The organism is Leucobacter sp. 1207-22, from assembly GCF_052850455.1.
This window is the reverse complement of record NZ_VXCR01000001.1, coordinates 98,298-118,727: the sequence shown is the minus strand read 5'-3', so window position 1 is coordinate 118,727 and position 20,430 is coordinate 98,298. Positions and strand designations below refer to the sequence as shown.

Genomic DNA, 20,430 nt, shown 5'->3' with positions numbered 1-20,430 from the left:
GGTTCCTTTCGAGGAGGCGTGAGAATGTCTGAATTACCCGCGGGCAATGTTGACCATGTGGGTGTGATCAGAAGTTTTGGTGCGCACCCTGCCTGTCTGTGCGCTGCTTCGTTCGTGGGCGTCGAGGCGAAGCCAGTCGTCATAGCTAATTGCGCGGTCACGGACTGCGGCTGGGAGTCCAGCGAATCCGGGTTTGTTCCCTGCAGTGAGTGCTCCGTCTGCGATGTCGCTAAAGATCTCTTCGGACACGCTTTTCGCGCAGGCCCGGTTTTCGGGGATCGCGCCGCTTGGGCCACGTTTCGCCCACCCCGTTCGGTACAGACCTTCGCCAAGGCGACCGCTGCCCGCTGGCGTCGCGGTGAGCTGAGAAAACGTGTCATCGGTAGCGGAGGTGAAGCCAACCGCGGTGATTACCGACGTTGCCGGGACAACAGTGCTCTCGCCGCCAACGGCAAACTCAACGCCGGTGACGCGATCCGCCCCCAGAATACGTGTGGGCGTTGCGCCAAAGATGATCTCCACAGCTGGCCCTTGGGCAGCTGCGCGCTCGGGCGAGAGTAATTCATGAAAGGCCGCGGATCGGGCAGCTGCAGGACGCTCCGCGTCGGATGCAGGAGTGCTCAGCGTGGTCGACGTATAGCTCGCTCGGGGGAGCGCCGCGATCTCCTTGATCATTTGCGGATCTCCCTTGGACTCCGGGGCGAGGGATCTGCTCGCGAGCGTCACACGCTGTGCTGGAGAGGAAAGGTATGCCGCGAGGAATTCGTCGTTCACGTCGCTCTCCTCATAGCCGGAGGCGTCTTTCACCAGGAAGCGGAGAATATCGAGGGCCACATTGCCCGCGCCGACGACGACAACGTCGGATCCGAAACCGGGGCGAAGCGCAGCCGACTCGGGGTGGGAATTCAGTGCACGTGTGATCTCGCCGGCTCCAAACACGCCTGGGAGTTCGGAGCCAGGAATATCCAGCGGACGGTCAACGCTGAGTCCCGAAGCGAGAACGACCGCATCAAAGTGCTCGCGCAGATCCGCGAGTGTGAGGTCTCTGCCCACCTCAATGTTCCCGGCAAATCGTGCAGCACCGCTCGTAAAGAGGCGTTCAAACTGGCGCGTAATCGCTTTTGTGTGCTGATGATCGGCGGCAACACCGTAGCGAATGAGTCCGAACGGCGAGGCGAGGCGGTCGAAGATCGTGATGCTGCTCTCTGGCAGGCCGCGTGCAAGGGCCTGGGCAAGATAGCAGCCGGAAGGGCCTGCCCCGATGATCGCGATGTGCAGGTTCGCGGGTGACGACATCTCTAGCTCCTTTGCTTGAGTGGATCGCGGTGCAATGAGCACTAGTGTACCCATAAAGATTCATTGAATGAATGTTTTATTCATTAAAAATCCTCACATCTAAAAAATTCCTTGCAGTTGCTTGCAATCTAAAACATTCATGTATAGCTTATTGCTGACCGGTCGCAACGTTGCGACAGCGGCCGACGCATGATTTATTCGACAAAGGAGTACGAATGACTGCCCAGGACACTCACACAGACGTGCCGTATTTGGACATTGCTTCGCCGGCATTTGCCATGAACTCTGAAGAGGTCCGCGATGCGCGAGAGCAGAGTTGGTACGCAAAGACCAACTACGGGTACGGCATTCTTCGGTATCAGGAAGTGACCGAGCTGCTGAAGCACCCAAGCCTGAATCAGGGCAGTGCTAAGTGGCCGGAGCATCACGGGGTGCACACCGGAATCTTCTACGAGTGGTGGGCTAAGAACCTCCTCGTGCTCGAAGGTGACGAGCACCATCGCATTCGCCGTCTGTTGAACCCCGCATTTTCGCCAGCAGTGGCGCGTCGACTCGAGCCAGAGTTCGCAGACATCGCAAACGAACTCATTGCTGACATGAAGGCACTGCATGCCGCGGGCGAAGAGGTAGATTTCGTCGCGGCGTTCTCAGAACCATTTGCGACGCGGGCACTCTGCGCGATGATGGGTCTCGACCACAAGCACTGGAAGTTCATTGCCTCGAGGGCGAATACCGTTGGGTACGCACTCAGTGTCTCCATTAAAGAAGACATCGAAGCGATCGACGCGGCGGTGAAAGAACTCTACGACTTCGTTGACGAGCTCATCGAGGAACGACGGGCAAACCCCGGTGAAGATGTCGTGTCGCGACTGGTACAGTTCTCGCAGGCAGACGACAAGCTCACGACGGAAGAACTCCGTAACGCGCTCGTCCTCATGCTGTTTGGTGGAATGGATACGACGCGAAACCAAATCGGTCTGTTGCTGCAGACGTTCATGCGCAATCCCGAGCAGTGGGAATTGCTCGCGGCGGATCCTGCCAAGTATGCCAAGCCCGCGCTCGAAGAGGGCCTTCGCGTGAATCCAACGACTCGCTGGGTAACGCGCGAGGCGAACGAGGACTTCGAGTTTAAAGGGCTGCAGATCGCAAACGGCACCACCGTGCACCTGTTTACGATGTCGAGCGGTACAGATCCAGAGGCATACCCTGACCCTGAAATCGATCTCAATGCGACTGACCGAAAGCAGCACCACACCTTTGGTGGTGGCGTGCATCACTGCCTTGGCCACTACATTGCGCGTGCAGACATGAGCATTGCGCTCCCGCTCCTTGCGCAGGCCTTTACCGACATCTCCTGCCCAGGCGGGGACGAGTGGCTCCCAGACTCGGGAAACCACGGACCCGTCAAGCTTCCCATCACATTCTCCGTACGCTCATAACGCGAAACGGCATTACGAACCTTCCAAAGACGAAAGGGACCTCATGTCTGATTTGAAAACGGGTGGCAGCTTCGGCGCTGCCATGCGTGAAATTCTCGCGGATGACACCGCGTTTGCGCGGCATCAAGCTGCCAACCTGCGACCGGAGGTTGTACAAGCGCTCAGCGATAAGATCCGCGAAACCGGAGTGAAGTACATCTACTACATGCTGCCGACGCTCGGCGCACGCACGGTTGCGAAGGTCGTTCCCGCAGAACTCTATGAACGCATGCTCAAGAAGGGCATCGCCTTCCACCGCACCGCCCTCACCGACCTGCAGACGAGCCGTGAAGGCGAGCTCATCGGCGGTGGAGTTGACGCACATGAGTTCTGGGGACTTCCCGAACCTGAGACGTTCCAGGTATTGCCCTGGGATCCTGAAGTGGCACGAATCTTCTGCACCGCATACGATCCGCCACACCTCGGTGCAGGCGGCGGACGGTTGGTTGCGCTCGATACCCGCGCGCTCCTTAAAGCTGCAATGCGTGGTTTCACCGAACGTACGGGACTCGAACTTCGGTCTGGTCTCGAACCAGAGATGACGTGGATCGGTCCAGGCATTGAACCAGTCTCAAAGCAAGACCAAAGCCCCGCCTATCAGGTTGAGAACCTCGAAAAGATGCGACCGGTGTTTAAGAAGGTCTATGGCTACGGTCAAGCGCTCGACTTCAAGATGATTCAGGGCGACTATGAGGACGATGGTCAAATTGAGCTCAATTGGGACTATGACCGTGCGGACCTCACTGCGGAGCGAATGACGACCTATCGCCAGATTTGCAAGCAGACCGCGCGTGAGCTTGGGCTTCAGGCGAGCTTTATGGCCAAGCCGTACAACGGCAAAATGGGCAACGGCTGCCATCACAACCTCAGCCTGTGGAAGGTCGATGGCGACGGTCCCGCCGAGAACGTTGTCGAGGATGGCCGCGTCGAGCTTCATGCAACCACACTCGCGCGTCACGCCATGGGTGGCATGCTCAGGCACACGCCAGGCTCCATGCTGGTGATGGCGTCGACGGTCAATTCCTACAAGCGGTTCTGGGATGCCGGACAGTTTGCGCCATCGGGTGCCGACTGGGGCCTCGACACTCGTGGGGTTGCGATCCGCATCTCTGCAAACGGACGCATGGAATACCGCTTGCCAGATGCGAGTGTGAACCCTTACCTGTCGCACCTGTACCTGCTTGCAGCGATCGAGCACGGGCTTGAGTCCGAGATCGATCCAGGCGAACCCGGACAGCTCAGCGAAGAAGCAAATGGTGGCTTGGTACCGAACACCCTCGGTATGGCTATCGAAGCGTTCGAGGCAGATGAGTACCTCATGAACGCAATGCCGGAAGAGCTGACGCGAATCTTCGTGCAGCTGAAGCGTGACGAATGGGCACGTTACTGCGGCGTCATTACACAGTGGGAATTTGATCAGTACTGGGAGGCAATTCCGTGAGCAACAACAACGAACGAATCATCAAGCTGGCCTGCATCGACTCAGAGGCGCTGCCGCTGTTCTCGAAGAGCGCGGACGGCAAGACGCGCGGCGGTTACGAACCAGAAGCTGCTGCGCTCGTGATGTCCCGCCTCGCTGGTGGCGCGGCGAACATCGAGTGGATCATGGTTCCCTGGGACGACATGATCCCGACCGTTCGCGCGGGCGGGGCTGACGCGGTGTGGTGCGGACAGGGGATGACCCCAGAACGGGCAGCACTCGTTGACTTCACCCACCCGTACGCAGTGTTCAACGAGACACTCATCGTGCGTGCTGATGATCCAGCGCGGTCCGCTGATGATCTCGCCGGGTACAAGATCGGTGCGATTACCGGCTCAACCAATATGAAACTCGCTGAGACGTTCCCCGGCGTCGAACTCGTGCACTTTGGTGCGAGTGATGACGTGTTCAAGGACATGATCGAGGCGACACGGTCTGGTGAAGTCGATGGCTTCGTCGATGATGACGTCGTCATGATTCCGCTCGGGCAGGAAGATCCCGACTTCGTTGAAGCATTTACGGTGCTCACCGGAAACCGGTGGGGAATCGGCGTTGCACCGGGGAACGATGCGCTGCGGGCCGAGATCAACGCCGCGATCGAATCAGTGATCGCGGATGGTTCGCTTGCAGCTGTGTGGAAGAAGTGGATGCCGCTCCTTCCATTCCCGCTGAAGAACGTGGCGTAATGTCGACCAACATGCAGGCGCAGGCGGTGCCGCGGATCGGTGTCACAGGCATGTGGTCTCAGCAAGTCCACGGTCTCCGGTTCGACGGCAGCGCCGTCGCCGGCGCGGTCCTGAAATCAGTGATCCGCGCCGGCGGTGAGCCGCATACGCTTTTCGCCCTCAGCCGCCTTGAGCCTGCTGAACGTCTCATCGGACTCGACGCATTACTGGTGCCTGGCGGCGCAGACGTCGATCCGGCCCGCTATGGAGAACAGCGAGGCGACGCGACACGCACAGCCGACTTCGCCGCCCAAGACGAGTTCGAAGCCGGGTTGATCGCTGCCGCAATCGAAGCTGACCTTCCTGTGCTCGCAATCTGCCGCGGGTTCCAACTCCTCAACGTCGAACAGGGCGGAAGCCTCATTCAAGACCTCGCGCCTGACAGCGTCCATCGCAACTCGGTGCATGACGTGAGCCTTGAGCGCGACTCGCGCATGGCAGAGGTACTCGGCACGACCCAGCTCCCAGTGTCCTCCTACCACCACCAAGCGATCGGGCGGATCGGGTCGGACTTGCGCGTGGTCGGTCGTTCTCCTGACGGCGTTGTTGAAGCGCTTGAGCATGTGACTGCTCCGCTCCTTGCGATGCAGTGGCATCCTGAGGATACGGCCGCGGAGGACGAACGCCAGCAGGCACTGTTTGACTGGCTGGTGACCAATGCAAAGCGATATCGAAAGGAACAAGGACGATGACGGCTCGGGTACTTGTCGTAGAGCACCAGAAGAATGCTGGCCTTGGGCAGCTCGCACCTCGCCTTCGAACGAACGGTCTCGAACTCGTGACGGTTGGTCCCGACACGGGGGAGTCAGTACCTGATTCGTTACAGGGATTCGACGCGCTGATCGTGCTTGGCGGAGCGATGGGGCCAACAGAGGATGAGCGGGCGCCTTGGCTTCCCGCGACTCGCAGCCTGATCACCCAGGCGATTGACGAAGAAACTCCCATGCTCGGCATCTGCCTCGGGGCGCAGCTGCTCGCAACGGCAGCCGGCGGCCACGTCCGCACGATGCCAGCGGGTCCCGAGGTGGGCCTGTGCAAGGTCGAATTTGCCGAGTCTGCAGGCGCGGATCCCGTCTTCGGGGGGATCGCGAGTGCGTCGTTGCCAGTCGTGCAATGGCACTGGCTTGAGGCAGATACGTTGCCGCCGAACTCCGAGGTTCTGGCTTCGAGTGAGACGTGCTCGAATCAGGCCTTCCGTGTTGGGGCCGCGGCGTGGGGCGTCCAGTTCCACCCAGAAGCGCTTGGCCCCACCGCAAGTGATTGGGTCGACGAAGACCCCGACAGCCTCGATGAGCTGGGGCTCGATCCGCGCCGCATCATCGCTGAGGTGACGGAAGCTGAGCCTCAGCTCGGAGAGGTCTGGCTACCGATCGCGGATCGTTTCGCCGCGATCGTGGCTCAGTCGAGAGCGTAAGCACTCGACGACGGAGTCACTCCAACACCACACGTGCTCATCAGTTATTCGGCGATCAAAAGCTCGAGTCCGATACTCGGCGGTTCCACTGCAATGCGACGGAACCCTGTGAGATCGGAAGGAACTTGCTCACCTGGCAGGTAGCTCGCCGAATTGCTGATGAGCACGTTGTTGTGCGTGCCGATAAGAATTGCGTCAGCAGGGCAACCGAGTAACAACGGAAGCATGCTCTTCTCAAGGTCAGCGAGTTGAATATCGTTGCCGATGACGCCAATGCGGGTGCCGTCGAGAGTTGCGGGGACGGTCAGCGTGGTGACGTATGCCTCGACGCCAAGGTAGTCCAGGTACGGTCCAACAAACACTGGAACATCCTCGTGGAATGCCCGAATGAACCACTCGTGGTGTTCGTAGTCGTAGTATCGGTCGCCCCCGGGAACAACACCGAACGAATAGCGAGCAAATCGCTGTTCGTCCTCGCGGACCCACCATTCGAGGTGCCCGTTTTCTGTGCCCATCGTCGAGCGCGAGAAGATGAGACCGCAACCGTCAACAGCGAGGTTGTCTTCGAGATACTGCTCAGCAATCTGGCGGAGCTGGCGCTGTGTGCTCGCAGCGACCTCAATCTGACCGTTGGAGTTCAACTCGATTCTTGCGAGGAACTGTGCAGACAGCTCTGTCAGCCGCGAGAATCGCTCAGTGAACCACTCGTTGACTGCGTCGACGGTTCCCTGTGTGCGCGATGGGTTGGTCATTGCGTCCCCTTCGTGCCGGTGCTGTGCGAGGGCGGGGTGTCTGGCTCCCCAACGTCGAGTTGCTTACGGTTGAGCGCGAGTTTTCCGTTGATAATCAGACGCATATTGCCGTGCACGTGCTCGATAGCGAGACGCTCTGCCGTGTGCGCATCGCGCTGTTCAATGGCCATCACCATTGCGAGGTGCTCAGTGAACGCCAAATGAGTTGAAGCGCTGCAGACCTCGTCGCACCAGAGGAACGGCGAGAGCTCAGACTGTAGTCGCTGCTCTGAAGCGAGCAAGCGAGCAGACTGGCTGAGGACGGCTATCTCGAAATGGAACCTGCTATCGGCCATCGCCCGATCCCGCATGGTTCGAGCATCCCGTGCTTGGAACGCAAACTCTGCGAGGCGTGTGCGTTGTCCGAGCTGGGTGCGCTCTGCGGCGAGCCGTGCGGCCATCCCTGAGACTGCAGCATGTTCGTCAAAGAAGTCGCGGAGCGCGATGACGCTTGTCTGTACGAGCGATGCACACAGCTCTTCTGGCTTCGGGAAGGGCGTTTGTACGATGAAGGTGCCGCCACTGCGCCCGCGCCGTGTTTCGACAACGCCCTGTTCGCGTAGCTGTGCGAGTGCCTTGCGCAGGGTCGCCACGGCAATCCCGAACTGATGAGCGAGATCAATCTCAGGTGGTAACCGTTCTCCAACGCTGAGCATGCCCATCGAAATAGCCGACGAAATGCTTTGTGCCACACCGGCAACGCTCGACGACTGCGAGTCAGCGTCGAGCGTTGCCGGTGAGTGACCGAGCGACGGAAGGCCCCAAGCGTTCAAGAGCGAATCAGTCCTCGAAGAGCGTTGCCTGCTCAATGATCTGCGCCTGTTCAAGGGCGTGGATCTTCGCAGAGCCGGTTGACGGTGCAGCCGAAGCGCGACGGGAAACTACCGAGAAGGAACGGTTATCGCTGATGTACCGCGGGTACCATTGCGAGATAAACGGCCATGCGCCCTGGTTCTGCGGCTCATCCTGTACCCACACGAGTTCGGCGTTCGGGTACTTCGCGAGTACCTGTGACAGCTCGTCGCCAGGAATGGGGAAGAACTGCTCAAGGCGAACCACCGCAATCCGCGAATCCGGATGCTTCTCAAGCTCGCCGAGAATATCGTAGGTGATCTTGCCAGAAGTGAGGATCACGCGTTCGACCGCTGCGGGGTCGGTGATCCGCGCATCGTCAATCACCGGCTGGAAAGCGCCAGAGGTGAAGTCTTCGACGCTCGATGTTGCGTTCCGCAGGCGAAGCATTGACTTCGGTGTGAAGACGACGAGCGGCTTGCGGGGACGTGCGTATGCCTGACGACGCAACAGGTGGAAGTAGTTTGCCGGCGTCGACGGATGGCACACGGTCATGTTGTCCTCAGCGCAGAGCTGGAGGAAACGTTCGATGCGACCTGACGAGTGGTCAGGGCCCTGGCCTTCGAAACCATGCGGAAGCAGCATCACTACTGAGGAACGCTGACCCCACTTCTGCTCTGCAGACGAGATGAACTCATCGACAACGGACTGCGCACCGTTGACGAAGTCACCGAACTGTGCCTCCCACACGACGAGCGCATCTTCACGCTGCAGCGAGTACCCGTACTCGTACGCGAGTGCGGCATATTCAGAGAGCAGCGAGTCGTAGATCCAGAAGCGTGCCTGTTCTTCTGCGAGGTTGAGCAGGGGGATCCACTCCTGGCCATTCGCGCGGTCATGGAAGACCGCATGACGCTGGGCGAAGGTGCCGCGACGTGCATCTTGACCAGCAAATCGCACCGGCGTGCCTTCGATGAGCAAAGAACCTAGTGCAAGCAGCTCGCCGAAGCCCCAGTCGATACCGCCCGCGCGACTCATCTCGTGGCGCTTCGTCAACAGGCGCTGAAGCTTCTTGTGTACCGTGAAGCCCTGCGGCGGGTTGATATGTGCGTCACCGATTCGCTCAATGACGGAACGATCAACGGCCGTGTCGAGAACGACCGGGGGAGTGACAGGCTCAGGCGTGAGGTTCGTCTCGGGAACGATCGTCTCAATGATCGGGATTGAGCCGGTCTGCGCTGCGTGCGTTTCCATAAACGCGAGCTCAAGCCGACTCTGGAAGTCCTGCTTTGCCTTTTCGTACTCTTCTTCGGTGATGTCACCTCGGCCAACCAGGCCAGCGGTGTACAACCGACGGGTCGAGCGCTTCGCCTCAATGAGGTCGGTCATGAGTGGCTGCGTCATCGACGGGTCATCGCCCTCGTTGTGGCCGCGTCGGCGGTAGCAAATGAGGTCGATGATGACGTCAACGTGGAACCGCTGACGGAACTCGTAAGCGAGTCGAGCCACTCGGACAACCGACTCAGGGTCGTCGCCGTTCACATGGAAGATTGGCGACTGCACAACCTTGCCAACGTCTGACGCGTACACTGCGGAACGAGAATCGCTCGGCAACGTGGTGAAACCGACCTGGTTGTTGATGATGATGTGGATCGTGCCACCGGTGCGGTACCCGCGCAGCTGCGACATCTGCAGAGTTTCGTAGACCACACCCTGGCCCGCCATTGCGGCGTCACCATGAATAAGAATGGGAAGCGTCGTAAACGAGCCGATGGGCTTCAGGTCTTGCTTCGCACGCACGATGCCCTCAAGCACACCATTGACGGTCTCAAGGTGTGACGGGTTTGCTGCGAGGTGAATCGGGACCTGGGTGCCGTTTGGCGCGGTGAAGACACCGGTTGTGCCGAGGTGGTACTTGACGTCACCTGAACCAGTTGATGCCTGCGCGCCTTCGAACTCGCGGAAGATCTGACCGTAGGTCTTGCCCGCAATGTTCGAGAGCACGTTCAAACGGCCGCGGTGTGCCATGCCGATATCGACACTGTCAACGCCGTCTTCTGCTGCATCGATCAGCATTGCGTCGAGGAACGGAATAACCGACTCGCCGCCCTCAAGGCTGAATCGCTTCTGCCCGACATACTTCGTCTGCAAGAAGGTTTCAAAGGCCTCAGCCTCATTGAGCTTCTCAAGGATGCGCATCTGCTCATCGCGATCTGGCTTCGCGTACGGGACCTCGAGCTGTTCGCGGATCCACAAGCGCTGCGCAGGATCTTGAATGTGCATGTACTCGACACCGATCTTGCGGCAGTACGAGTCACGCAGCACGCCCAGAATGTCGCGAAGCTTCATTGACCGCTTGCCGCCGATGCCACCTGTGACGAACTCTCGATCGAGATCCCAGAACGTCAGGCCATGGGACTCAATTTCAAGGTCGGGGTGGGTGCGCTGCACATACTCAAGCGGATCGGTGTCAGCCATAAGGTGGCCGCGAACGCGGAACGAGTTAATGAGCTCCTGCACGCGGGCGGACTTGTCGACGGCGCCGGAAATGTCGACGTGGATGTCTTGGCCCCACTGCACAGGCTTGTAGGGGATGCGGAGTGCAGCAAAGATCTCTTCGTAGAACTCGTGCCCGCCAGTCAGACGCTCGTGGATGAGCTTCAAGAACTCGCCTGACCCAGCGCCCTGGATGACTCGGTGGTCGTAAGTACTGGTCAGGGTGATCGTCTTGCCAATACCGAGATTGTTGAGGATCTCAGGTGAGGAGCCTTGGAACTCGGCAGGGTACTCGAGTGCACCTGCGCCGATGATGCTGCCTTGGCCAGGCATGAGTCGCGGCACGGAATGGACCGTGCCGATGCCGCCAGGGTTCGTGAGCGAGATGGTGGTGCCCTGGAAGTCAGCTGCGCCGAGTTTGCCACCACGGGCGCGCTGCACGAGGTCTTCGTACGCGTCGAGGAAAGCGTTGAACGTGAGCGTCTCAGCACGTTTGATGGAGGGAACGAGCAGTGCGCGGTCGCCGTTTGCCTGTGGCACATCGATGGCGATACCAAGACCGATATGGGCGGGGGAGATGACTGCAGGCTTGCCGTCGACCTCACCATACGCAACGTTCTGCGCAGGGAAGTTCTTGAGTGACTGGATGATTGCCCAGCCGATGAGGTGTGTGAACGAGACCTTGCCGCCGCGGCTTCGGCGCATGTGGTTGTTAATCACGATGCGGTTGTCGATAAGCAGCTTCGCTGGAACCGTGCGCACACTTGTTGCTGTGGGTACAGAAAGGCTCTGGTCCATGTTCTTCGCGAGTGTGCGGGCCATGCCGCGCAACGGAGTCGTCGAAGGTGCTGACTCCTCAGCTGGGTCTGCAGGTGTCGCCTGGACTGCGCCGCGATGGGGTGCGTCAGCCGGGATTGGGGTGAGGCGAGGGGCGGTGTTCGTCGTACGAGCTGGCGTCGCCTGCTGCGTTGGGATCGGCGTTGTTGCCGGGGGAGTCACTGTGGCAGGAGTGACTGGCGCGGCCGGGGTCGCGGGGGATCCGGTTGCCTGCGTGGCTTCGGAGTTGAGCGCTTCAAGGACGGGCCACCACGATGCATCAACGGAATGCTTGTCGACGATGAACTTCTTGTACATCTCATCAACAAGCCAAGCGTTTGCGCCGAAGTCCTCGGCGGACCCGTCGTGATCAGTAGTGCCAGTGCGATCCGCCACAGCTACTTCCTCTCATGTCACGCCCCGCATAGGGTGCGTCTTTGATGCCACAGAAGGAGCTACGGCGCTCCTTCGCGTCTCTAGCCTACGGGGTTTTGGGGCGGAAAAAGTTTGGAAACACCCATCTATCTTCAGGTTCTGACTGGTATTGTTAGGGGAATCATGGACGCAGGCCCTCGAAGATCGTCAGACCCCCCGAGTAGTAGCCGTGCATTTGCGCGGCACCAGTTCCCCCACTGGGGGTGGCGATGAACGAGTGGTGGCTCCTTTTCGTCGGAATTCTCCTCACCCTCGGCACAGGCGTATTTGTCGCAGCCGAGTTCGCGATGGTCGGGCTCGACCGTCATGACCTTGAACGTCGGCGTGACGCAGGTGAGACCGGTCTAGACAGAGTCATTCGTGCGCTCTCGCACACCTCAACAAATCTCTCTGCAGCGCAGCTCGGTATTACGCTGACCACGCTGCTTGCTGGGTACACGCTTGAGCCAGCAGTGAGTACGTTGCTCCAGGCTCCTTTGACGGCGCTTGGTGTCTCTGCGTCGTTCCAGGGCGTGATTACGGTGCCGATTTCGGTGGCGTTTGCGACGGTGTTCTCGATGATCATCGGTGAACTCGTTCCCAAGAACTTTGCGATTGCGATGCCACTCGCGACTGCACGTCTCGTTGTGCCGTTGCAAAGCGCGTTTACTGCAGTCTTCAAGCCAGCCATCGCTGTCTTGAATGGCAGCGCGAATGCGCTGTTGCGATCGGTCGGCATTGAGCCAGTTGAAGAGCTGAGCGGGAGTCGCAGTGCCGAAGAGCTGTCTTCACTCGTGCGTCACTCTGCGAGTGCAGGCCTGCTTGAGGCTGATACTGCCACACTGCTGGATCGCACCCTGAGGTTCTCCGAGCTGACCGCGGCAGACGTGATGACGCCACGACTGAAAATGGAAAGCATTCAGCGTCTTGAGCCTGCGAGTGCAGTGCTTGAACTCTCTGGGCGCACTGGCTTCTCACGCTTCCCCGTCATCGATGAAGATCGCGACGACGTCGTCGGAATCGTGCACGTGAAGCAGGCGGTTGCAGTGCCGCGCGAAAAGCGCGCAGATGTGCCGGTTGCCGCACTAGCTGAAGACGAATTGCGTGTGCCAGAAACGATGCGCCTCGACCAACTGCTTGGTGAGCTTCGTGAGCAGGGCTACCAAACCGCGATCGTTGTTGACGAATATGGCGGTACGGCTGGGCTCGTGACGCTGGAGGACCTCGTCGAAGAGATCATTGGCGAAGTCGCTGACGAACATGACCGTGCTTCTGCGGGAGTCGTCGGATCCGCAGAGGAGATGACCTTCCCTGCTGATTTGCGTCCTGATGAGGTGCTTGCGCAAACCGGCATAGAGATCCCTGACGACGGTGAGTACGACACCGCAGCAGGGTGGGTGCTGCAAGAGCTGGGGCGGATCCCCGAAGCCGGGGCCGAGGTTGAACTGCCGAGCGGTGCCACGCTCCGTGTCGAACGCATGGATGGCCACCGCATTGCGCGGCTGCGTTACATCGCAGCTCCGCTGCCAAAGGAATATGAAGAAGAGCTTGTTGCTGAGCGAGAGGAGGAGCGTCGATGAGTGACTGGGCCGGAATCATGTGGCTCGTTGTGCTGCTCGCCGCGAACGCGTTCTTTGTCGCTGCGGAGTTCGCAGTGATCTCAGCTCGCCGCTCTCAGATTGAGCCAAAGGCCGAGGCTGGCTCAAAGCGGGCAGCGACCGCGCTGTATGCAATGGAACATGCAACGCTCATGCTCGCAACGAGTCAGCTTGGCATTACCGTCTGCTCGCTTCTCATTCTGAACGTGTCAGAACCTGCGATCCACCATCTGTTGCAGGGGCCTCTCGCCTGGACAGGGATGTCAGTAGCAGCGGTGAACATCGTTGCGTTTGTGCTCACGCTCACGCTCGTGTCGTACCTGCACGTCGTGCTCGGCGAGATGGTGCCGAAGAACGCTGCGTTCTCGGTACCCGATCGCGCGGTGCTCCTTCTTGCGCCCCCGCTCGTGTTGGTCTCGAAGGTGTTCAAGCCGCTCATCGCTGGCCTGAACGCGATTGCGAACGGCGTGCTGCGCCTGTTCCGTGTTGAACCGAAGTCCGAAACCAACAGCACGTTCACACTTGAAGAAGTGGCGAGTATCGTCAGCCACTCCACCCGCGAAGGTGTGCTTGAGGACCGCAGCGGTGCCCTCACAGCGGCGTTTGAGTTCACTGCAAAGCATGCGGGTGATGTGCTTGTCCCGCGCGACAAGCTGGTCACTCTGCGTATGGATGCAACGCCGGCAGACGTTGAAGCCGCGGTCGTGAAGCAAGGCTTCTCGCGGTATCCCATCGCGGACGATCACGGTACGCTACACGGATACGTGCACATCAAGGACCTCGTTCGTATCCAAGAATCGCGTATTCACGATCCAATTCCGGCAAAGCGGATCCGCGACATGATGCGCGTGCCGGCCTCGATGGATCTTGAAGATCTGCTCGCCCAGATGCAAGAGAGCGGCATCCACGTGGCCCGCGTAATCGATGACGCGACCGCGGCAGATCTCGGTATCGTCTTCCTCGAAGATGTGATCGAGGAACTCGTCGGCGAGGTTCACGACGCAACGCGACGTCAGAAGTACGACGCCTAGCCCGAAGCTCGGTGGGCTTGAAGGTCTCCCCGTGAAGGTGCCCGGACCCCGCGAAAGGGCCCCGACCCCGCGAAAGGGCCCTGACCCCGCGAAAGGGCCTGTTTCCTGCGAAACAGGCCCTTTCTTGCGCATGAAACGCACGTTTTCGGCAAAAGGGCCCAGTCTCGCGGGTGTGAGCTGTGGCCCTGAGTGAGCGGTGGCCCGGTGTGAGCTGTGGCCCAGAGTCAGCTATGGCCCAGAGCCAGCTGTGGCCCAGAGCCAGCTAGAGCGCGGTCTCGAGAAGTCGAGTGAGCTGCGCACCAACGAAATCAAACTCGATCAAGAAAGCATCGTGGCCAAATGGTGAGTCAAGCCGGACCGCTTGATCGCCATCGAGTGAACCCGGTACGTGCAGCGCAATCTCGTCTTGACCGTCGAGTGTGAACAGGCGGTCACTGGGAATTCCGATGATGAGTGTCGGCATTGTGACGGTCGTGAGTGCCGCGCGCACGCCACCGCGCCCGCGGCCGACGTCGTGAGAACTCATCGCTTGGACGAGTGTGACGTAGCTGTTGGCGTCGAAACGGCGGGTGAACTTGTTGCCATGGAAGTCGAGGTACGACTCCACAGCGAAGCGGCCTCCTTTGCCGAGTGGGCTGACGGCAGACTGCCATGAGCGACCGAATCGCTCATCGAGTTCACGATTGCTTCGATAGTTGAGGAGGGCGAGGCGACGAGCGGTCGCGAGGCCGTGGTGCGGGCCAATCCCGTCTGGGGCGTCGTAGTAGTTGCCGCCACGGTAGGCAGGGTCGGAACGGATGGCTTCCAGCTGCACGAGGTTCAGGCCGATCTGATCCGCGGTGGTGACCGGAGGGGAAGCGATGACCGCGAGTCGATCGGTGCGTTCCGGGTACATGATTGCCCACTCGAGGGCGTGCATGCCGCCCATCGATCCGCCAATCACTGCCGTGAATCGTGAGACTCCGAGCGCCTCTGTAAAGCGGGCTGCTGCCTGCACCTGGTCACGGATGGTGAGGTAGGGGAAGCGTCCGCCCCACTCGCGGTTGTCTGGAGCGAGCGATCCTGGCCCTGTCGATCCTTGGCACCCGCCGAGCACGTTGGGTGCAATGATGCAGTACTTGTCCGTGTCGAGGTGCTTGCCCGGGCCGACGATCTCTTCCCACCAGCCGCTGGTCGCGTGACCTGCGCTTGCCGGGCCGACCAGGTGGCTGTCGCCTGTCAGCGCATGGAAGACGAGGATCGCATTGTCGCCGGTGTCGTTGAGCTCGCCGAAGGTCTCGTAGGCGATACGTACGTGAGGGAGGTGTTCGCCTGCCTCCGTGTCGAGTGAGCCGATGTTGAGGAACTTTCGGTCCCCAACGGGATCGCCATCACGCCATCCGCCAGAGATCGGCGGCCGGCCCATGAGCGCGCGCAACTGTGCGTCGGTGATGAAATCGGTGGGAAATGAATCCTCGGGCGTCTGCCAATCCATAGTTCCATTGTGGCCTGGTTCTGAGAGCCGTGCGGCATTGTTACGAAACCGGCGATGGTGGTGGGTGCGGATCCGCCCCACTACGCAAAACGACGGTGCGGGCAATGCTTACGAACCGGGAGGTTCTCCAGCATTGCCCGCACCGTCGTGTGTGACAGCGATGAGCTGTCCTTGAGCGGAGCTCGAGACTACGCGTTGCTTGCGACGACTGCGCGTGCCGCTGCGAAGCCCTTCTCGAGATCTGCCTTGATGTCGTCGATGTGCTCGAGACCGACCGAGAGGCGGATCAGGCCGGGCGTCACGCCACCGGTGAGCTGCTGCTCAGGGGTGAGCTGCGAGTGGGTCGTCGACGCAGGGTGAATGACGAGTGAGCGCACATCGCCGATGTTTGCGACGTGGCTAAACAGATCGAGCGAGTTCACGAACGCCTTGCCAGCGTCAACGCCGCCCTTGAGCTCGAACGAGAGCACAGCACCGACACCCTTGGGTGCGTAGGTGTTTGCGGCCGCGTAGCTCGGGTCGGTCGGGAGACCCGCGTAGTAGACGGTTGCAACGTCTGCGTGGGTGTCGAGCCACTCCGCGGTGTCCTGCGCGTTCTGCGTGTGACGCTCCATGCGGAGTGACAGGGTCTCAACGCCCTGCAGCAGCTGCCATGCGCTGAGTGGCGCAATCGCCGAGCCGAGGTCGCGAAGCAGCTGCACGCGTGCCTTGATGATGTACGCGATGCCGTCACCGACTGCTCCCGTGTAGCTCACACCGTTGTATGAAGCGTCGGGCTCGGTGAGGTCGGGGAAGCGGTCAACGTGCTGCGACCAGGGGAACTTGCCGCCATCGATGATCGCGCCGCCGAGGGTGGTGCCGTGACCACCAAGGAACTTGGTTACCGAGTGCACCACGATGTCTGCGCCGTGCTCGATCGGGCGAACGAGGAAGGGGCTCGCGACGGTGTTGTCGACAATGAGCGGGACGCTGTTCTCGTGCGCAACATCTGCGACGGTACGAATGTCGAGCACCTTGGTACGCGGGTTTGCGATCGACTCAGCGAAGAACAGCTTGGTGTTCGGGCGAACAGCGCGCTGCCACTCTGCGGGGTCATCCTGGTTCTCAACAAAGGTGACCTCGATGCCGAGCTTTCCGAGGGTGTACTTGAAGAGGTTGTAGGTGCCGCCGTAGATCGAAGCTGACGAGACAATGTGGTCGCCCGAGCTTGCGATGTTCAGAACCGCGAAGGTCGATGCTGCCTGGCCGCTCGACAGCAGGAGTGCCGCAGTGCCGCCTTCAAGAGCCGCGAGGCGCTGCTCTGCGACGTCCTGAGTCGGGTTGGTGATACGGGTGTAGATCGGACCGAACTCGGCGAGTGCAAAGCGGTTCGCTGCCTGTTCGGTGCTGTCGAAGACGAACGCGGTCGTCTGATGGATCGGGAGCGCGCGCGAACCCGTCGTTGGGTCGGGCTGCTGACCGGCGTGAATCTGCTTGGTCTCAAAGCTCCAGGCGGTCTGTTCAGTCATGTTGGATCCCCCGATAGTTGAAAAGAAGTGTGGGTGGTAGGTCTGATTAGACATTAAGAGGTTATCGATACCAGTGGCAATCTCTCGCGACACGAAGTGTAACCTTGACCCACAATCCCAACCGGGTGCGGATCGCACGAATGGAGGAGCCATGCGCAGGCGTGTTGTTGTGACTGGGGCGAGTTCAGGAATTGGCGCTGCAACCGTGCGCCAGTTTGCCGAATCAGGGTGGGAGACCGTTGCGGTTGCGCGTCGTGCGGATCGCCTTGCTGCACTTGCTGCTGAAACTGGTGCGCATGTCATCGTGTGTGATGTGACTGATGAAGCGCAGGTTGCCGCCATGGCTGCGGAAGTTGCACGTACCGGTGGCGCGGATGCGCTGGTAAACAACGCTGGTGGCGCTCTCGGGACCGAACGCGTGGAAGACGCATCAAACGATGATTGGCGCGCAATGTTTGAGGTGAACGTCATTGGTTTGCGGACGGTGACCGCCGCGATGCTGCCCATCTTGCGAGCTGCAACGCAGGAGGCGGCCTCTGGCGCAGGCACCGCGGTTACTGGCATCGATGCCGGGCATGGTTGGGCTGCAATCTTGAATCTCACCTCAACGGCCGGTCACAGTGCATATCCGGGTGGCGGTGGGTATAACGCCGCAAAGTATGCAGCGCACGCCGTCACTGAGGTGCTGCGATTGGAGCTCGCTGGTGAGCCAATCCGGGTTATGGAACTTGCGCCTGGGCTCGTGCACACCGAAGAATTCACTCTCAACCGGTTGCGCGGTGACGCTGTTGCAGCTGAGAAGCCCTACGCTGATGTGACTCCGCTGCAACCGGAGGACGTTGCCAAGGTGATTGTGCATGCGTTCGAGCAGCCGCCGCACGTCAACCAGGACCTCATTGTGATCCGCCCGGTAGCGCAGTCAAGCGTCTTTCACACGCATCGCGGTTCGCTTGCCGCGCGTGAGGCAGAGTGAGCCAGGTGCCGACAACGATCGCTGATCTGGTTCGTAGCGGCCGCATGGCTGCTGATTGGGGTGTTGCGCTGGCCCCGGTTGAAGCCGAGCTGACTGCTGCGCTCGAGTTCCAAGTTGCCGAGCGTGCAGCCGGCGTTGTCGTCTTGCCAGACGAGACGCGGATCCTCGCTGCGTTTGAGCACCCCCTTGCTGACGTGCGAGTGCTCATCGTCGGGCAGGATCCCTACCCGACTCCTGGCCACGCCATTGGCTTTTCTTTTTCGACAGCGGAGGATGTGCGCCCGCTGCCGCGGAGCCTTGCGAACATCTACCGTGAGCTCGCAGCAGACCTTGAGATTGCCCCGGCGGATCACGGCAACCTGACGGCGTGGGTCGATCAGGGGGTGCTGCTCCTGAACCGGGTGCTCACGGTGCGTGCTGGCGAAGCTGGGTCGCACCGCGGGCATGGCTGGGAAGCCGTGACGGAGGCCGCGATCCGCGCCCTTGCCGCACGTGGCGGACCGCTCGTCGCCGTGCTCTGGGGCGCAGACGCCCGGAAGCTCGCTCCGATGCTCGACGGTGTGCACTGCATCGAGAGCGCGCACCCGTCACCGCTGTCTGCATCTCGTGGATTCTTTGGCTCGCGGCCTTTTAGTCGCGTGAACGATGCGTTGATTGCGCAGGGGAGTGCGCCAGTTGATTGGCGGGTTCCGCAGGCGACACTCTGGGACTAGCGAGCACGGGCCCGGCCGCGCCGGTGGTGCTGAGCGGTACTGCCGAGGGGTGGTGCTGAGCGGTGCTGCTTAGGGAACCGGCTGCAGCCCAGACAGGTGTTCAAAGACGATTTGGGTTTGCGTTTGTGCGAGCGCAGGGCGGTTGCTGAGATGCTCGGCGATCAGCATGCGCAGGGCCGAGACGCTTTCGCACGCGACGTGCAGGACGAGGTCCTTCTCGCCGCCGATGAGGAACACCTGCTGCACGCCAGGGACTGACCGCAATTCCTCTGCGAGCACCGGCACCTGATCCCGCTGGTCGGCACGCACGGCGACGAGGATGAGCGCGCTCACCGCTTGCCCGAGCGCTTCGGCATCGATATCGGCCTGATACCCGCGGATCACGCCGCGCTCCTCAAGCGCCTGCACGCGGCCATGGCAAGTAGATGTGGGGATCCCCACTTGCGTCGCAAGCTCCTTGTAGGGGAGCCGTCCGTGGCGGGCGAGCGCGGTGACGATCTTGCGATCGATGTCGGTGAGGTGAACTGAACTCAAAATGGCTCCTAAATCTCGCAAGATGCTGAAACATTTACGACTATTGAACAGTTTCTCGGAACTCATCCGAAAGATCCAGAACTTACTCGGACATAGTGGCAAACTAGGCGCACCTACTCGAATCGCGACGAAGGGAATTCGGTGCCGCTCTACGATCTCAGTCCAATGGTGACCCCTGAGACCCCACATTGGCCAGGCGACCAGGACTTCACGCAGGTGCAGCGTTGGCGCATCGCCGATGGCTCATCAGTCAACGTGGCAACGATGACCACCAGCGCGCACATCGGGTCACACATCGATGCACCCGCCCACGTGATTGATGGCGGACCCACCATCGACTCGATTCCGCTCGACGCGTGCATTGGCGCTTGCCTACTCGTCGACGTTACAGACCTCATCGACCGGACGCTGTCCCCGCACGCGCCAGCGCCAGCATCGGCAATCAGAGCGCGGATCGCGACGCTCCCTGCGGCGAGCGCAGCAACGCGCCAAGATGATGCTGCAAGCGTAGGTGGGATCGAACGCATCCTCCTGCGGCATCGATCCGCACCCGGAAGCGCGTGGCTCACTGACTCTCCTGGGATCGACCCGGAATTCGTGACATGGTTCGCTGAGCAGGGCGGGCGCCTGCTGGGCATCGACCTTGATTCGTTCGATCCGCTCACGTCCCAGGCGCTCCCTGCACATCACGCGGCAATCTCGGGCGGCGTTGTCATGCTCGAGGGGCTTGCGCTCGCCGCAGTGCCTGAGGGAATCGGTGATCTCGCGGCGCTACCAATCGCATGGGCCGGTGCCGATGCGGCCCCTGTGCGTGCGGTGCTTCGCACGACGTAGGCCTGGCCTGAGTGCCATACGCGCATAGACGTTCTTTCTTTTCCATTCAGACGAAGGAGTCAA

General features: G+C 60.5%; 17 protein-coding genes. 10 read left to right on the top strand and 7 right to left on the bottom strand.

From position 1 onward, the window contains the following. Positions 1-33: 33 nt before the first annotated feature. The gene (locus tag FW756_RS00500) at positions 34-1,296 is read right to left on the bottom strand and encodes an FAD-dependent oxidoreductase (RefSeq protein WP_446428227.1); all 1,263 of its coding nucleotides are present in this window, start codon (positions 1,294-1,296) and stop codon (positions 34-36) included. 215 nt (positions 1,297-1,511) lie between these two features. Between FW756_RS00500 and FW756_RS00495 the strand changes: the two genes are divergently transcribed. Genes FW756_RS00495 through FW756_RS00475 form a run of 5 tightly spaced genes read left to right on the top strand, consistent with a single transcriptional unit; the run spans position 1,512 to position 6,393 of the window. Beyond that, positions 1,512-2,735, top strand: a complete 1,224-nt coding sequence (locus tag FW756_RS00495) for a cytochrome P450 (RefSeq protein WP_446428226.1) — start codon at positions 1,512-1,514, stop codon at positions 2,733-2,735. Positions 2,736-2,778: 43 nt separating this feature from the next. Further along, on the top strand, positions 2,779-4,215 hold the full coding sequence (locus tag FW756_RS00490) for a glutamine synthetase family protein (protein WP_446428225.1): 1,437 nt from the start codon (positions 2,779-2,781) through the stop codon (positions 4,213-4,215). Further along, entirely contained in the window at positions 4,212-4,940 is a 729-nt protein-coding gene (locus FW756_RS00485) for a substrate-binding periplasmic protein (protein WP_446428224.1), read from the top strand. The genes FW756_RS00490 and FW756_RS00485 overlap by 4 nt, the downstream gene beginning before the upstream one ends. Beyond that, complete coding sequence (locus FW756_RS00480) at positions 4,940-5,671, top strand: gamma-glutamyl-gamma-aminobutyrate hydrolase family protein (protein WP_446428223.1); 732 nt, start codon at positions 4,940-4,942, stop codon at positions 5,669-5,671. Before FW756_RS00485 ends, FW756_RS00480 begins: the two co-directional genes overlap by 1 nt. Further along, positions 5,668-6,393, top strand: coding sequence for a type 1 glutamine amidotransferase (locus tag FW756_RS00475; RefSeq protein ID WP_446428222.1), 726 nt, complete (start codon positions 5,668-5,670; stop codon positions 6,391-6,393). The genes FW756_RS00480 and FW756_RS00475 overlap by 4 nt, the downstream gene beginning before the upstream one ends. Positions 6,394-6,437: 44 nt before the next feature. Here the strand turns inward: FW756_RS00475 and FW756_RS00470 are convergent, their stop codons facing one another. Genes FW756_RS00470 through FW756_RS00460 form a run of 3 tightly spaced genes read right to left on the bottom strand, consistent with a single transcriptional unit; the run spans position 6,438 to position 11,684 of the window. Continuing rightward, positions 6,438-7,145 (bottom strand): cache domain-containing protein, encoded by a 708-nt coding sequence (locus tag FW756_RS00470; protein WP_446428221.1) that lies wholly within the window; start codon positions 7,143-7,145, stop codon positions 6,438-6,440. Next, positions 7,142-7,993, bottom strand: a complete 852-nt coding sequence (locus tag FW756_RS00465) for a FadR/GntR family transcriptional regulator (protein ID WP_446428220.1) — start codon at positions 7,991-7,993, stop codon at positions 7,142-7,144. The genes FW756_RS00470 and FW756_RS00465 overlap by 4 nt, the downstream gene beginning before the upstream one ends. Then, a complete protein-coding gene (locus tag FW756_RS00460; RefSeq protein ID WP_446428219.1) occupies positions 7,965-11,684 on the bottom strand; it encodes a multifunctional oxoglutarate decarboxylase/oxoglutarate dehydrogenase thiamine pyrophosphate-binding subunit/dihydrolipoyllysine-residue succinyltransferase subunit in 3,720 nt (1,239 codons plus the stop codon). Before FW756_RS00460 ends, FW756_RS00465 begins: the two co-directional genes overlap by 29 nt. A 248-nt stretch (positions 11,685-11,932) precedes the next feature. Here FW756_RS00460 and FW756_RS00455 point away from each other — a divergent pair, with 248 nt between their 5' ends. After that, positions 11,933-13,282 carry a hemolysin family protein gene (locus FW756_RS00455; protein WP_446428218.1) on the top strand — a complete coding sequence of 450 codons (1,350 nt, stop codon included), beginning with the start codon at positions 11,933-11,935 and terminating at the stop codon, positions 13,280-13,282. After that, a complete protein-coding gene (locus FW756_RS00450) occupies positions 13,279-14,331 on the top strand; it encodes a hemolysin family protein (RefSeq protein WP_446428217.1) in 1,053 nt (350 codons plus the stop codon). The genes FW756_RS00455 and FW756_RS00450 overlap by 4 nt, the downstream gene beginning before the upstream one ends. Positions 14,332-14,593: 262 nt before the next feature. Here FW756_RS00450 and metX read toward each other — a convergent pair whose 3' ends face one another. Continuing rightward, positions 14,594-15,805, bottom strand: a complete 1,212-nt coding sequence (metX, locus tag FW756_RS00445) for a homoserine O-acetyltransferase MetX (protein WP_446428216.1) — start codon at positions 15,803-15,805, stop codon at positions 14,594-14,596. A 188-nt stretch (positions 15,806-15,993) separates the two neighbouring features. Then, on the bottom strand, positions 15,994-17,313 hold the full coding sequence (locus FW756_RS00440; protein WP_446428215.1) for a bifunctional o-acetylhomoserine/o-acetylserine sulfhydrylase: 1,320 nt from the start codon (positions 17,311-17,313) through the stop codon (positions 15,994-15,996). 151 nt (positions 17,314-17,464) lie between these two features. Between FW756_RS00440 and FW756_RS00435 the strand changes: the two genes are divergently transcribed. Beyond that, positions 17,465-18,286 carry an SDR family NAD(P)-dependent oxidoreductase gene (locus FW756_RS00435; protein ID WP_446428214.1) on the top strand — a complete coding sequence of 274 codons (822 nt, stop codon included), beginning with the start codon at positions 17,465-17,467 and terminating at the stop codon, positions 18,284-18,286. A gap of 5 nt (positions 18,287-18,291) precedes the next feature. After that, the gene (locus tag FW756_RS00430) at positions 18,292-18,999 is read left to right on the top strand and encodes a uracil-DNA glycosylase (protein ID WP_446428213.1); all 708 of its coding nucleotides are present in this window, start codon (positions 18,292-18,294) and stop codon (positions 18,997-18,999) included. A gap of 69 nt (positions 19,000-19,068) precedes the next feature. Here the strand turns inward: FW756_RS00430 and FW756_RS00425 are convergent, their stop codons facing one another. Next, complete coding sequence (locus FW756_RS00425) at positions 19,069-19,533, bottom strand: Lrp/AsnC family transcriptional regulator (RefSeq protein WP_446428212.1); 465 nt, start codon at positions 19,531-19,533, stop codon at positions 19,069-19,071. 141 nt (positions 19,534-19,674) lie between these two features. On the opposite strand from FW756_RS00425, the gene FW756_RS00420 reads away from it, so the two are divergent. After that, a complete protein-coding gene (locus FW756_RS00420; protein WP_446428211.1) occupies positions 19,675-20,367 on the top strand; it encodes a cyclase family protein in 693 nt (230 codons plus the stop codon). Positions 20,368-20,430 lie beyond the last annotated feature (63 nt).